The following is a 13805-nucleotide window of genomic DNA, read 5'->3' as shown; positions in this document are numbered from 1 at the left end:
TGTTTATACATAGGTGTTATTGCTTTGATGAAGCGTTACCGTAAAACACGATCCTTTTCCGACTTCGCTTGAAACCTCGACACTTCCGCCGACTAAGAGCAGGATGCGCTGAACGAGGGCGAGACCGAGACCATTTCCGTTTCCGGAATGACTGCGATCTCCCTGATAAAACTTGTCAAAGATGTGTTTCTGTACTTCTGGGCTCATTCCACAACCGCTATCCCTGATGATGACGGAGACAGGAGTCTCTTTTGGAGCGGGTTCCAGATTTGAGCTTGACGGTTGATCCGTGAGAAGGGAAACGCTGATCGTGCCATTTTCCGGTGTGAACTTGATCGCATTTGAGAGGATGTTTGTCCAGACCTGCGCAAGAAGTTCCTCGCTTCCGCAAAATGGACATTCTGGCAGATCAATCTCAAGATTCAGATTCTTTTTGCTCCAGAGTGGCTCCATCGTCAGAATGATCTGCCGGATCTGTTCATCGAGCAGAAAATCTCGATACGATGGGGAAATCTGCTGATTTTCGAGTTTGGAGAGCTGAAGAATATTTCCGGTCATCGTTGCAAGCTGATCGGAGCCGGTGAGAATCCGGTTGACGTATTCTTGTTGTTCCTCATTTAAATCAGTCGAGTTCAGCAGGGAGGCATATCCGCGGACGGAGGCAAGCGGAGTTTTGATTTCATGGGAGACGTTCTGGATGAAATCGGACTGGAGAAGCTCGAGGGAGTTGAGTTCCTTCATCATTTTATTAAAGCTCGAGTTTGTCTCGCGGATCTCCGACCACCAGTTGTCCTCCGGCAGACGGACGGAGAGATCTCCGCTTGCGACTGTCTTTAAAGCGAGAACGAGCCGTTGGAGCGGGCGAAGGAGTCGGCCGAGAACAAGCTGAATCAACAGCAGAGATAAGATGCAGGCAGTCAGCATCAGCGAAATCAGGGGCATCCAGACAAAAGGTTCATCGGGATTTAGAATTCCGAGATTGACAAGTTTCCAGGAAATGATGGTCGGAATGCAGAAACCAAGGAACTGGGCGAGTGTCGCCGCACCCGCGAATGTCAGCCAGAGGTGTAAATGTTTCATCGTTTCACAACCCCCTTGTATCCGAGACCGCGCACGGTGATGATTTCAAAATCGGGATTGTCCGGAAAACGACGGCGCAGGCGGTTGACATGGACATCGATGGTCTGTGCATCGGAGTTGCTGTCGCGTCCCCAGATTTCATCCATCAGCTGAAGTCGGGTAAAGATCTTGTCCGGGTAGGAGAGAAACTTATAGAGGAGAAAGAACTCCTTCTGGGGCAAGGTGATCGTCTCGCCGGCGGTCTCCACTGTCAGGGAATCGTAGGAGAGCGTCGTGTTTCCGATATGGATACTCCGCTCGGCAAAGATGTGGGAGCGGCGGAGCAGGGCGCGCACGCGCAGAACCATCTCATCGAGATCGACAGGCTTTGTCATATAGTCGTCGGTTCCGACCGAGAAGCCGAGACTTTTTGACGGGAAATCATTTTTTGCGGTGATCATCAGGATCGGAATAACCGGATTTGTCCGGCGCAGAAGGCGCACGAACTCATAGCCGTCCATGACAGGCATCATAATATCGGTGATTACGAGATCAATATGTTCCCGGTCGAGCGTATCCCACGCTTCCTGACCGTCATTTGCACAGAAGGTATGGTATCCGGCTTTCTCTAAGACAATGCTGTAAAGTCGGCAGAGTGAGGTATCGTCCTCAGCAATTAAGATATTAATCATTTGCATCTCATTTTTCCTCTCTAAGATTTTCGCATTTGTGGATTTGCGGTTGTAGGGTATTTATTATAATGGTATTTATAATGCTGTCTTTCATTATACCTTGTGTTTGTGAATTTCGGATGAACAGGGAAAAAATCTGTTGCTGTTTTGTTTGCATAAGATTTCGTTTTGTTTTTATTGACAAATCGGGAAGCATTTGATAATATTTATCAAGTAATTAAATAGCCCATGAGGGAGTAGTTAGCGCGAAAGTGTGATTTGTCAACATTCTGATTATAGCAGAGCGTATAATCTGGCAAATCTTAAATAATGAGACTCATGTATATCGATGAACAGTTTATGTATGAATCCGATACATTGCTGGAAGTTGATATACATGGGTCTTTTTTTCTGCGGGAGATGCTTGCGATAACAATTCTTTTGGTTGGTTATTGTTGCTATTAATATGGAGAGAAGGGGAACTGCGGAAATGTTATTATTTTTAAAGGTATTTTTTACGGAATTCATAGCAGAGATGGGGGATAAAACTCAGCTGATGTTGATTGCTCTTACGTCCAAATATAAGTTAAGGGACATTATATTGGGAACGGCAGTCGCAATTCTTATACTCAATGGACTGGCAGTTCTTGCGGGAGGACTTGTCAGCGCATTCATTCCGGACTGGTTGATTAAGGTGGTTGCAGCACTTGCATTTCTGTACTTTGCGGTGTCAACGATTGCCAGTGAGGAGGATGAGGAGGAAGAAGAGGGCGGTAAATCAAAGATCAGGTTCGCTCCGCTGGCAGTTTTCTGTACTTTTTTTGTGGCAGAACTTGGAGATAAGACACAGCTTACAGCCATTACCTTTGGTGCAAATGAAGGTTTGGGATCAGCGCTTGTTGTCTGGATTGGATGTTCGCTGGGACTTTTTATGGCGGATATTCTTGGAATGCTGGTGGGATATCTGTTAAAGAGTAAGACACCGGAGGGATTGCTCAATATGCTCGCATTTTTTATCTTCTCTGTATTTGGTGTATACACACTGCATCAGGGACTTACACTGATCAGTATGGATGTGTATCCAATTCCGGTATCGTCGTTGATGATCGTCACAATGGTTGTATTTTGCGTTTTATGCGTTTTCCTTTTTGTCAGGAAGAAAGAAGCGAATAAAGTTACTGTACATAAGTAGGAATTTTCTGAACGGAAAATCCTTTATTTTTATCCAATTTCTTTCCTGAGCCTGTTTTTTTATTTCATATTTTGTGTTATTTTACAGTGCCGTAAGGTAACGTGCTGGTAGCAGGAGATCAAAATCTTTGAAAATGTGAAGTTTTTGTGATTTCATCTTAAGTTCATCTTTGGTTCAGTAATGGTTCATGTAGAGATGATAGGATGACAGTCATGGAAGAAGCCTACTTTGCACTGGCGAAAGCAAGAAAAGTAAAAGAAACCAAAGAACCAGAGAACCAAGAGAACTAGGATGAGGTGAAGAGATGAAAAAAGGATGGATAATCGGTGGAGTCGCTGTCGTGGCACTCTGTCTGGTGGTGGGAAAGAAACTTATGACGCCAAAGCAGTTTGCTCAGGGAGTTTCGGACCCTGTCGTTGTAGCAGAAAATCCGGAGATCCGTGACATTGAGCTGACAAGCGGACTCGTCGGAAGCGTTGAGCCGGAGGATGTCGTCTATGTGTACCCGAAGGCAGGCGGAGATGTGACCGCGGTCAATGTGCAGGCGGGTGATACGGTCAAGGCAGGTCAGCTTCTCTGCGTGATCGATACGAAGCAGGTTGAGAGTGCAAAGAGCTCTCTCGATTCGGCACAGCTTGCGCTCCGTCAGGCGCAGGAGGAGCTGTCGAGACAGCAGGTACTCTATGCGGGCGGTGGAATCTCCGAGCAGGCATATCAGCAGTATCAGGATCAGGTGCAGTCGGCCCAGATTCAGTACAACAACGCGAAGACGAACTACGACAACCAGATTTCTTACAGTCAGGTGACAGCTCCGATTTCAGGAACCGTGGAGCTCTGTGATGTGAAAGTCTATGACACCGTGAACTCCGGAAATCTGCTCTGCGTCATTTCCGGTGAGGGGGCAAAGGTCGTTTCGTTTTCCGTCACCGAGAGAATCCGCGGAAACTTGAATCCGGGAGATCAGATCCACGTGGAGAAGGATGGAAACGAGTACACCGGCATCATCTATGAGGTCAGCACGATGACGGACAGCACAACCGGACTCTTCCCGGTCAAGGCGAGAATTGACGAGAGCCTTGAGGATGGAAGTCTTCCGACAGGCTCTTCGGTAAAGCTCTATGTGGTTGCTCAGAGGTCTGATCAGGTATTATCCGTTCCGCTTGATTCAGTTTACTATGAGGGTGGAAATTCCTATGTATACACTTACGATTCCTCAAGCAGTACCCTGCACAAGATTCAGGTTGAGACAGGACTTAACAACTCGGATTACATCGAGATCGACTCCGGGCTGACGACGGATGATCTGGTTCTGACGACCTGGAGTTCTGAGCTTAGTGAGGGTACGAAGGTGCGCTTAAAGGGAAGCGCAGAGACGCAGACGGCACAGGACGGTGATCAGGCAAATCAGGATGCACCAGATGCAAATGGACAGAATGCAGATGGTGCTCCGAGCGAGCAGAATGAACAGGATGCCTCAGGCGAGAAGAACGGACAGTAAGGAGGAACAGAGACTATGGGAATTACAAAATTTGTCCTCAAACGTCCGGTAACGGCGATTCTTGCGATCCTCTGCCTGATTGTGTTTGGCTATCAGTCGATCACGGGCATGGATCTTGAGCTTTCCCCGGACATGGACATGTCCATGATGATTGTCGTCACACAGTACAGCGGTGCAAGCCCGGAGGATGTCAGTGAGCTGATCACGAAACCGATTGAGGATTCGGTCAGTACACTTTCCGGTTTGAAATCGATCACCTCGAATTCAAGCGAGGGAAGTTCAATGATCATGTTGGAGTATGATTATGGAACTGACATGGATGAAGCCTATGACGATCTGAAAAAAAAGGTCGACATGGTTGCCAATCGTGATCTACCGAGTGACGTGGATACACCGACGATCATGGAGATGAACTCAAACTCCGGTTCCGATATCATGATGGTTATCGAGAACACGAAAAAAGATAATCTGTACGACTATGTAAACGATGATATTGTTCTGGAGTTTGAGAAGCTCTCGAATGCAGCGGATGTCTCTTTGATGGGTGGTTCGAGCGAGTATATCAAGATCGAGCTGATTGAGGAGAAGATGAAGCAGTATGGCGTGACGATGAACTCAATCTCTCAGGATATTGCAAATGCAAACGTCTCCTCCCCGGCGGGAACGATCGATGTCGGAAGTCAGGAGCTTTCTCTGACGACAAAAATGAAGTACGACACGGAGGAACTTCTCGGTGAGATTCCGCTCAGCACCTCAGGCAAGAACATTGTGACGCTTCAGGATGTCGCAAATATTTACACAACTTCTGATGCAGGAGACAGTATTGCTCGTTACAATGGCAATGACACAATCTCGATTGCGATCACGAAACAGCAGAGCTCGACCGCGATGGCACTCTCAAGTCAGGTTAAGAGCACAATCGAATCCTTACAGCGCCAGGACTCGGATTTAAAGATCACGATCGTAAACGACAGCGCGGACAGCATCAGGGAGTCCCTGCTTTCCGTAGCCGAGACGCTCGTCATGGCAATCGTGATCTCAATGATCATCATCTGGCTGTTCTTCGGAGATCTGAAGGCATCGTTGATTGTCGGAAGCTCGATTCCGGTTTCGGTTCTGTCTTCTCTGATTGTCATGGGACGTATGGGAATGACGCTCAACATCGTTACATTGAGTGCGTTGACACTCGGTGTCGGCATGATGGTTGATAACTCGATCGTTGTGCTTGAGAGCTGTTTCCGCGTGTCGGCAAAGCGCGAAGGCGGACTGGTTGAATATATGAAGGACGCACTTGAGGGAACGAACATCGTCGGCGCGTCTGTTGCAGCGTCGACAGCGACGACCTGCGTTGTATTTATCCCTCTGGCAATGTTAAATGGAATGACTGGACAGTTGCTTGGACCTCTCGGATGGACGATCGTTTTCTGTATGGTTGCCTCTCTGATCTCCTCGATTGCAGTTGTTCCGCTCTGTTATATGTTATACCGCCCGACTGAGAAGACGAAAGCACCGCTTTCAAGACCGGTTGCAGATCTTCAGGATGCTTACCGCAGTGTCATGCGTGTGATTCTGCCGAAGAGAAAGACCGTTATGCTTGTGAGTGTCGCTCTGCTGATTTTCTCGATTTTCCTTGGAAAACAGCTGAAGACGGAGCTTATGGCATCGGATGACCAGGGGCAGGTTTCAATCAGCATTGAGACGAGACCGGGACTGAAAACGGCGCGCACCGATGAGATTGCAAAACAGGTTGAGGCGATCATTTCCCAGCATGAGGATGTCGAGTCCTACATGACGCGAGGTGGCGGAACTGGTGCGATGAGTGGTGGCGATGTCAGCATTACCGCTTATCTGAAGGATGACCGAAAGATGAGCACGAAGGAAGTCGCAAACGAGTGGAAGCAGGAGCTTCAGGACATCCCGGACTGCAATATCAGCGTCGATGTCAGCGGATCGATGAGTATGATGTCCTCGTTTGGCAACAGCTATGAGGCAATCCTCAAGGGCGCGGACTATGACGAGGTAAAGGAAGTTACAAACAAGATCGTCACAGAGCTTTCCGAGCGACCGGAGGTTGCTCAGGTTCACTCAAATATTGAGAACTCTTCCCCGGTTGTAGCTGTCACTGTGGATGCCGTGAAGGCAAAGGCATACGGAGTCAGTGCATCGTCGGTCGGAAGCACGCTGAGAAACCTTGTCAGCGGAATTGAGGCGACAGACCTTGATATCGACGGAGAGAGCGTGACCGTAAAGGTCGCTTATCCGGAAAATACTTACGATACCCTCGATCAGATCAAGGGAGTCCTGCTCTCAACCTCAAATGGTGGCTCTGTGCTTCTGACGGATGTCGCAGATGTCGCTTTTGAGGACAGCCCGGCGACGATTCGCCGTGAGGATAAGGAATATAAGGTAACGATCACCGCTCAGTACACGGCTTTGGCAAATGAGTCGACCGAGGCAACATTGAATGCGGAGGTGCTGACGCCGAACCTGACTGAGACTGTGAGCCGTGGTATCAACTCGATGAATCAGTCGATGAACGAGGAGTTCTCGGCACTGTTTGGAGCGATTGCAACTGCAATCTTCCTGATCTTCGTCGTGATGGCAGCCCAGTTCGAGTCCCCGAAGTTCTCGCTGATGGTTATGATCACAATCCCGTTCAGCCTGATCGGTTCGTTCGGTCTTCTGTGGCTGACGGACTGTGCAATTAGCATGATGTCCCTCGTCGGTTTCCTGATGCTTGTCGGAACCGTAGTAAATGCAGGTATCCTCTATGTCGACACGGTTAACCAGTACCGCGCGACGATGGACCGCGATACGGCTCTGATTGAAGCCGGAGCTACCCGTCTTCGCCCGATCCTGATGACAACGCTGACGACCGTTGTCTCGATGATCCCGATGGCGATGGCACTCGGAAATTCCGGTGAGATGACGCGTGGTCTTGCCATCGTAAACATCGGTGGTCTGACGGCATCCACGCTTTTGAGCCTTCTGATGCTGCCGGTATTTTACAGCATCATGAGCAGGAACCCGGAGCAGGAAGCAAAGCGCGAGGAGGCAAAACTTGAGAAGGCGCGCAAGAAGATGATGAAGCGCACCGCAAGAGAAGAAGCGAAAAAGCAGGCAAAGGAAAAGACCGAGAACGAAGAGAATAAGGACAAATAAAAAAGCAAGAAGAAATAATTAAGAAGAAAAAATAAGAAGAAATAACTAGGCGAAAAGAAAAAATAAGAACGATGAGAAAGGAGAGCGCAATGGCAAAAGTCAACTGGAACCTTCGCATGATGGCATGGATTCTCGCTGTCGGGACGATTGGGATTTCGGCTCCGGCGCGAGTGCTCGCGTCGAGCCCGGAATTTTCCCGGACGGCTGAGGAGTGGAGTGCGCTTCAGGACGACAATCTCGAGTATTCCGAGATCGCGGATCTGATTCACGAGTACAACCCGACGGTTCAGAACAATCAGTATGAGTACCAGAAATTTATCAGGGACTACGGAACGACGAGAGAAGATGTTTCCAATTCCTATCTGGATCTCGCGGAGGATCTCGAGGCGAGCAAGAGCGGGGACGACAGCGGTTCCGGTCGCGTCAGCGACCTCTCGCTCGAGGTACAGGCAAAGTCCCTGAGAGAGCAGGCGGACAACAACCTCGAGGACAGCCGGATTTACTATCTGAACTATGCGCAGGCGGAGGATAACCTTGTGTTGTCAGCGCAGTCGAAGTTCCTCTCTTATTATAAGAATCAGCTTCAGCTCGAGGAGGCACAGGCAACGCTGACCCGTCTGAAACAGGATTATGAGCTGGCGCAGACGAAACGCAGTGCCGGGACGATCACCGATGCCGATGTGCTGACGGCGCTTGAGGCGGTTCAGGATCAGGAAAATACGATTCAGAAGATGGAACAGCAGGTTGAGAGTGCGAGACAGTCGCTGATCGTGATGCTCGGTTGGGACAGCAGTGCCACTCCGACGATCGGGGAACTGCCGAAGGTGGATTTGAGCGTGGTGGATCAGATTGACCTTTCTGCCGACCAGCAGACTGCACTCGAGAAGAACTATACGCTTCTCGTGAACCAGAGAAAGTCGGAAAATGCAGTTTCAGACGACACAAAGCGCAATTTGAACACGACGATTGCGGGAAACGAGCGAAAGATCCGCGCTTCGGTCGCAAGTGCTTACCAGAATTTGAAGAATGCGAAGCTCGCCTACGAGCAGGCGCAGGCAAGCCTGACGACTCAGGAGAGACAGGCATCGCTGTCGGAGCAGAAATTGTCGGTGGGCATGATTACCGCTTATGAGAATCAGACCCAGCAGATCGCACTCACAAACAGCCGTCTCGCGTTGAAAGAAACATCGATCTCGTATCAGGACGCACTTGAGACCTACCGCTGGAATGTGAACGGTCTCGCGAGTGCACGGTAAGGATGGTGATTGGTGATGAGAAAATCAAGATCCCGCCTGCTTGCTCTGGCATTTGCCCTCAGTGCAATGACTGTGGGAACAACGATCAGTGGAGTCGGCCGGATCCAGGCGTTTGCGGACAGCGATGTCGCGGAAGAATCCTCCTCTGGTGCATCAGCGGGTTCTGCAAATTCGGGGGAGCAGGCGACAAGTCCGGTCGTAAGCCCCGAAGTGACCTGGGAGGAGGATACCGCCCGGACTGAGATGGCAGATGGAAATGTGATTTCCGAGGAGAGGTTAAATGACAACACGGTGGAGTATGACGAGCTTGGAAGTCTGATCCACCGCGGAAATACCTCGGCAAAGCAGGCTTCCGATGCGACTGACTCGACACGTCAGCAGTACACGCAGATGAAGGAAGAGCTGACAGAGCTGATTGCGGAGGATAAGCGAAAGAAGGATGACGCGAAGGATTCCGGCGATATGGATGACTATGCGGAGTACTCGGCAAATCTTGCGATTTACCGCGCATCGATCTCCCAGTACAACAAGATGCTTCAGCGGATGAACCGGAAGAACTCGTCATCTTCTCAGCTCTCGCTTGAGCGCACACTGACGAATGGAGCGCAGAGCCTGATGATTTCGTATCAGTCGGTAAAACAGCAGGAGAAGCTTGCGAGTCAGATGCAGGCACTCTACCAGACGCAGTATGAGAACACCTGCACGATGCTTGGCGCAGGACTTGCGTCCCAGACAGATGTCGACACCGCTTATGCGAACCTTCTCTCGGCACAGCAGTCGGCAGAGTCGGCAAAGAACAGCGAGGATGAGATCTATGAAAATCTCTGTCTGATGCTCGGTCTTGCGACAGATGGAAGCATAGAGATTGCAAAGATCCCGTCCGCCGATGCTTCGCGCGTAGATAGCCTTGATTTAAGCGCGGACACGCAGACCGCAATCGGAAATAACACCGAACTGATCAGCATCCGCAGTAATTCCTCAAATTCTGATACCGCGGGTATGAATGCGAAGTCGAGCAAGGAGCAGGCGCAGATCGAGCAGGTGAAGACCGGAATGCAGGATCTCTACAATCAGGTTTTGCAGAGCCGACAGGCGCTTGTGAGCGCGCAGACCGGAGCACAGAGCGCGGAGATCACATGGAAGAATGCACAGAGCAAGTACAGCCTTGGCATGCTGAGCAAGGCAGAGTACCTTCAGGCACAGATCACTTACACGCAGAAAAAGAATGCGCTTGAGAGTGCAAACTTGAGTCTGTTTCAGGCATTGAACACCTACGATTGGGCGGTAAAGGGAATTATGCAGTAAAACATGTCGAAGAATTCTTGCTGTACATGAGTAGGAATTTGCCATGTATCTTATACTTGAAAAATTGTTCATGATGAAGTACAATGATTCTGAATCGTCAAAGTTTAAACGATATTCGATCGATTTTGATCAATAAGATGGGTTTGGCGAATTGTGTTTGGCAGTGGACCGGACAGGCGGTCGTTAAAAGAAGGAGAGTATATCATGGATAAGAGACCAGTTGTATTGATGATTCTGGACGGATATGGCCTGAATCCAAACTGTGAGGCAAATGCCGTATGTGAGGCAAAGACTCCGGTGATGGATCAGCTGATGAGCCAGTGCCCGTTTGTAAAGGGTGAGGCGAGTGGACTGGCAGTAGGACTTCCGGATGGCCAGATGGGTAACTCTGAGGTTGGTCATATGAATATGGGCGCAGGACGCATCGTATATCAGGAGCTGACCCGCATCACCAAGTCCATTCAGGACGGAGATTTCTTTGAGAACAAGGCATTCCTGGAGGCAGTTGAGAACTGCAAGAAGAATGATTCCGCTCTTCATATGTTCGGTCTGGTATCGACCGGCGGTGTGCACAGCCACATCACCCACATTTACGGACTGCTTGAGCTTGCAAAGAGAAATGGCTTAAAGAAAGTTTATGTACACTGCTTCCTCGATGGACGTGACACCCCTCCGTCTTCCGGTAAGGAGTTCGTTGCAGAGCTTGAGCAGAAAATGGCAGAGATCGGTGTCGGCGAGGTTGCTTCTGTATCCGGTCGTTACTATGCAATGGATCGTGATAAGAACTGGGATCGCGTTGAGAAGGCATACAACGCAATGACGAAGGGCGAGGGCAATTACGCAGAGAGCGCAACCGGTGCAATCCAGGCGTCCTACGATGACGGAAAGACCGATGAGTTCGTGATTCCGACCGTAGTTACGAAGAACGGCGCTCCAGTCGCAGCGATCAAGGACGGAGATTCCGTGATCTTCTTCAACTTCCGTCCGGATCGTGCAAGAGAGATGACCCGAGTCTTCTGTGATGACGCATTTGACGGATTTGACCGCGGAGACCGCGTAAAGACCACGTTCGTATGCTTCACCGATTACGATGAGACGATCGAGAACAAGCTCGTAGCATTTGTAAAAGAGTCGATCACGAACACCTACGGCGAGTTCCTTGCAAAGAACGGCTTAAAGCAGGCTCGTATCGCTGAGACCGAGAAGTACGCTCACGTTACCTTCTTCTTCAACGGCGGTGTCGAGGAGCCGAACGAGGGTGAGGATCGCTATCTGATCCCGTCTCCGAAGGAGGTTCCGACCTACGATCTGAAACCGCAGATGAGTGCTCCGGCGGTTTGCGATAAACTCGTGGAGTGCATCAAGTCCGGCGAGTATGACGCAATCGTCATCAACTTTGCAAACCCGGATATGGTTGGTCATACCGGCGTAGAGTCCGCTGCAATCAAGGCAATCGAGACCGTTGATGAGTGTGTAGGCCGTGCAGTTGACGCAATCAAGGAAGTAAACGGCGTGATGTTCATCTGTGCAGACCACGGAAATGCAGAACAGCTGATCGATTACAAGACCGGCGAGCCATGGACCGCTCATACCACGAACCCGGTTCCGTTTATCCTTGTAAATGCAGATCCGTCCTACAAACTGCGTGAGGGCGGATGCCTTGCAGACATCGCTCCGACTCTGATCGAGCTGATGGGCAAGGAACAGCCGAAGGAGATGACCGGAAAGAGCCTGCTCGTAAAATAAGCAGAGCGAGATAGCAACGATTCAATGATCATCTGGCAGAAAAGTCGGATGAGAGAAGCTCGGTAAAAAAGTAAAGAAAAGTAAAAAAGATCCCAAGAGTTTGAGAATTCGCCAAAAATCAGAAATCTCAGATTCTGTGGGATCTTTTATTATTTCATAGGAAATTGCGTCCTATGAAATAATAAATGCTCCGCAAGGATGCGCACTCGGCGCGAGAGGAGGATTACCGCCGGACAGCCCGATCCATACGATTGATGATCTGGAAAGAAATCATGATGCCGGGATGAATGAGTATGTAGCAAAAACACTTGAGTCGGAGAAAATTATTGCGCTGATCACGAAATATGTTGTGTTAAAATGACTTTCCTTTTTGGGTGAAATACGATAAAATATGAATTACCACGTCTGAAGTCTCCGTTTCCTACGCCATCAGGCGTGGTTTCCGAAAGACTACGATAAGTGGCTTATGGCTATTCACAAAGCCCTATCCCAGTGGGATTACTTTTAAGCGACAGTTTGACAAAGAACGCATTCTTTTCGTCGCTGTCGTTTTTCTTTTGATTTGCTAAATGAATTTTTTGCTTGTAATTGTTTTTGACGGTTCTTTTTTTGATTCTCATAATCAGGATGAAGAAGAATAAAAACATTCTCAAAACAAGGCAGACTTTCCCCATCAAAGGCTTGCTCAGGAAAACTTGCCTTTGAGGTATAGCTTTCTTCCTGTTTGATGCAACGAATCCCGTTCCATTCGCAAAGATACTGAAGGATTTCGCGAAGTTTGGTAATTGGTAACTGTACAAACTCCTGATTATTTTGATGACCGATCCCAGAATTCTGCTTCCAGTATTTATTCACACCCATAACAACGGTGTCGATACGGTTTTCTACGCACCATGTCACAAAGTGTTTTGCACATTTATGCAGATAATCAGAGACCTGATCGTTTCGTCGGTTTGTAATTGCATAATAGGTTTCATCTGGTATAAATTTTTTTCCTGTTTGAAGGGTCTGTTCACTTACAAGTTTCGCAATGGTTTTGTTGTACCATTGATTTGATGCTTTAGCTGGTCCACCTTTATATAAAAGAGATGCTATGCCACAATTATTCGTAACTGCCATGAGATTATCGACACCAAAGTCAATTGCACAGATTCGATGAGATTCTTTTGAATGTTCAGGAAGATCTTTTTCGACTTCAAATTGGAAAGTCAAACGATAACGTCCATTTTCCGGTATAATGCATGCTTGCTTAAGTCTTGCATCCGGAATCGGAAATCCGATACATACAGGCATCTCTTTTATGAATGGGAATTCTGCATACCATTTGCCGTTTCGTAATTTAATGATACAGTCTTGATTAGAAACAGTTGCTGTGGTATGTCCGCCTTTTTTCTTATAACCAGGAAGTTTTGGCTTCCCGGTAAAGGCGGAGGGATCTTTTGCGTAGGCATGACAGGAGGCATAAAAGGTCTTCATATCTCGAACTGCCTGTTTTAAAACATATTGTGCGGTCTGACGCGGAAGTCCCTTTGCATAATAATCTGGATTTTTTGTATATTTCATGACAGAATCCAAAAAGGAATAGCCAAGAAAATGGTTTTCCTTTGTCGGAACAGGGACAGGACGTTTCATTTGTGAGATGGTATCAAGAATTTCCTTCATGACTTCCTGTTCGTTAGCTGACCAATTTGTAGCAGGTTTGGAGACCGCCGTTAATACCTGACGCTGACGAAAACGAATTGCATTGCTTAAATGATTTGCAAGACGTGTTACCGTTTCCGCATAGTTAAATAAGGGATGATTTTGAGTGATACAAACAGTTATTGTTCTCATATATCCCATATCGGTTGCCTCCTTTCCTTTTGAATAAAAATACATTGTAACTAGTTAATATAATATGATATAATTATATCATA

General features: G+C 48.3%; 9 protein-coding genes. 6 read left to right on the top strand and 3 right to left on the bottom strand.

The window, feature by feature from the left end; all coding sequences use genetic code 11:
- Nucleotides 1-3: 3 nt before the first annotated feature.
- Nucleotides 4-1080, bottom strand: a complete 1077-nt coding sequence (locus tag AC4EVX_RS02200; RefSeq protein WP_177976678.1) for an ATP-binding protein — start codon at nt 1078-1080, stop codon at nt 4-6.
- On the bottom strand, nt 1077-1751 hold the full coding sequence (locus AC4EVX_RS02195) for a response regulator (RefSeq protein WP_177976677.1): 675 nt from the start codon (nt 1749-1751) through the stop codon (nt 1077-1079). The genes AC4EVX_RS02200 and AC4EVX_RS02195 overlap by 4 nt, the downstream gene beginning before the upstream one ends.
- A gap of 469 nt (nt 1752-2220) precedes the next feature.
- Here AC4EVX_RS02195 and AC4EVX_RS02190 point away from each other — a divergent pair, with 469 nt between their 5' ends.
- From AC4EVX_RS02190 to gpmI, 6 genes are all read left to right on the top strand, one after another.
- Nucleotides 2221-2922 (top strand): TMEM165/GDT1 family protein, encoded by a 702-nt coding sequence (locus tag AC4EVX_RS02190; RefSeq protein WP_490159468.1) that lies wholly within the window; start codon nt 2221-2223, stop codon nt 2920-2922.
- Between the two features lie 304 nt (nt 2923-3226).
- Complete coding sequence (locus AC4EVX_RS02185) at nt 3227-4420, top strand: efflux RND transporter periplasmic adaptor subunit (RefSeq protein ID WP_490159467.1); 1194 nt, start codon at nt 3227-3229, stop codon at nt 4418-4420.
- A 15-nt stretch (nt 4421-4435) separates the two neighbouring features.
- The gene (locus tag AC4EVX_RS02180) at nt 4436-7582 is read left to right on the top strand and encodes an efflux RND transporter permease subunit (protein ID WP_490159466.1); all 3147 of its coding nucleotides are present in this window, start codon (nt 4436-4438) and stop codon (nt 7580-7582) included.
- 89 nt (nt 7583-7671) lie between these two features.
- Nucleotides 7672-8838 carry a TolC family protein gene (locus AC4EVX_RS02175; RefSeq protein ID WP_490159465.1) on the top strand — a complete coding sequence of 389 codons (1167 nt, stop codon included), beginning with the start codon at nt 7672-7674 and terminating at the stop codon, nt 8836-8838.
- A gap of 15 nt (nt 8839-8853) precedes the next feature.
- Complete coding sequence (locus tag AC4EVX_RS02170; RefSeq protein WP_490159464.1) at nt 8854-10143, top strand: TolC family protein; 1290 nt, start codon at nt 8854-8856, stop codon at nt 10141-10143.
- 204 nt (nt 10144-10347) lie between these two features.
- A complete protein-coding gene (gene gpmI / locus AC4EVX_RS02165) occupies nt 10348-11889 on the top strand; it encodes a 2,3-bisphosphoglycerate-independent phosphoglycerate mutase (protein WP_177977894.1) in 1542 nt (513 codons plus the stop codon).
- Nucleotides 11890-12393: 504 nt separating this feature from the next.
- Here gpmI and AC4EVX_RS02160 read toward each other — a convergent pair.
- Entirely contained in the window at nt 12394-13731 is a 1338-nt protein-coding gene (locus tag AC4EVX_RS02160) for an RNA-guided endonuclease InsQ/TnpB family protein (RefSeq protein WP_490159463.1), read from the bottom strand.
- Between the last annotated feature and the right edge of the window lie 74 nt (nt 13732-13805).

The sequence above is a fragment of the Brotaphodocola sp. genome, assembly GCF_983179755.1.
Note: the sequence above shows the minus strand (reverse complement) of the source record. Positions and strands in the feature narration are given on the sequence as shown.